This is a genomic window from Kribbella sp. NPDC026596 (assembly GCF_040638415.1).
Classification (GTDB): domain Bacteria; phylum Actinomycetota; class Actinomycetes; order Propionibacteriales; family Kribbellaceae; genus Kribbella.
Map to the genome: position 1 here is coordinate 1 of NZ_JBEZYF010000162.1, position 1,314 is coordinate 1,314.

Consider the following 1,314-nt stretch of genomic DNA (forward strand, 5'->3'; position numbering starts at 1 on the left):
TGGGCTTGCCCCGTCTCGACGGACAGGGTTGATGTGAGGTGGTCAGGCTATCTGCTCGGCGGTGACCATGATGGTGGATTCGTACTGCGTTGGGCTGTGGTAGCCGAGGGTGGAATGGCGTCGGCGGGTGTTGTACCAGCCCTCGATGTAGTCGAAGAGCGCGCTGGTCGCGGCCTTGCGGGTCGGCCAGGCGCGGCGGTGGATGAGCTCGGTCTTCACGGTGGAGAAGAAGGACTCGGCCACGGCATTGTCCCAGCACTGGCCCCTGCGTCCGACCGACAGTGTCACGCCCAGATCCCTTGCCAGGTTGGCGTACTGGCTCGATGTGTATTGGCAGCCCCTGTCGGAGTGAAAGACCACGCCGGCTGCGGGACGGCGCCGGTTCACCGCGTCGGACAGAGCCTCGGCGACCAGATCGGTGCGCAGGTGGTCGGCTGTCGCCCAGCCGACGACCCGGCGAGACGCGAGGTCGATCACGGTGGCCAGGTAGAGCCAGCCTTGCCAGGTGTGGATGTAGGTGATGTCGCCGCACCAGCGGGTGTCCAGCGCCGCGGGCTGGTCGAGGTCGATGCCGAAGTCGCGGCCGATCAGGTCCGGGCGTTGTTCGGCGGTCGGGTCGGCGATGGTGGTCTTCTTCCATCGTCGTGGGGTTCGCCCGTATCGGCCGGCGGCCCGCATCAGCCGGGCGACCCGTTTGCGGGAGCACCGCTCGCCTTGGGCTCGGAGTTCGTGGTGGATCCGCGGCGAGCCGTAGGTCAGGCGGGAGTCGTCGTGGATCTCGACGATCTTGCCGGTCAGTTCGGCGTCGCGCTGCTCGCGCACCGAGGGGCCGCCGGTGCGGTCTGCGTAGTAGGCGGAACGGGAGACCTGCAGCAACTCACACGCCCGCTTCACGCTGTGGTCACCCTGCTTCTCCGCCTCGATGAACGGGTAACAGTTCACCGGGTCTCCTTCGCGAAGAAAGCCGTGGCCCGCTTGAGGATCTCGACATCCTCGCGGAGCCGCCGAGCCTCCCGCCGTAACTGGTTGAGCTCTTCTCGCTCGCTCGTGGTCAACCCGCCGTCGCCGGTGCCGGCATCACGCTCGGCCTGCCGCAGCCACTCCCGCACCGCGGTCTCGGTCAGATCGAAGTCCTTCGCGACCTGCCCCACCGAGCGGTCACCGCGCTGACACAGCTCCACGATCTCCGCCTTGAACTCAGCAGTGAACGAACGACGAGACCGCGGCTTCTTCTTGCCCATGGACTCCATGATGAACATCCTTCCGGAGCACAAGCTCCTGATCTCGGATGTCCGTCAAAACGGGTCAGGCCCA

2 protein-coding genes are annotated in these 1,314 nt (G+C 66.6%); both read right to left on the minus strand.

Annotation, left to right across the window (positions count from 1 at the left end; all coding sequences use genetic code 11):
* Nucleotides 1-42: 42 nt before the first annotated feature.
* The gene (locus AB0E63_RS46455; protein ID WP_360381342.1) at nt 43-942 is read right to left on the minus strand and encodes an IS3 family transposase; all 900 of its coding nucleotides are present in this window, start codon (nt 940-942) and stop codon (nt 43-45) included.
* Nucleotides 939-1,250: a transposase gene (locus AB0E63_RS46460; protein WP_360381344.1), complete on the minus strand. Its 312-nt coding sequence runs from the start codon at nt 1,248-1,250 to the stop codon at nt 939-941. Before AB0E63_RS46460 ends, AB0E63_RS46455 begins: the two co-directional genes overlap by 4 nt.
* Nucleotides 1,251-1,314: the final 64 nt, after the last annotated feature.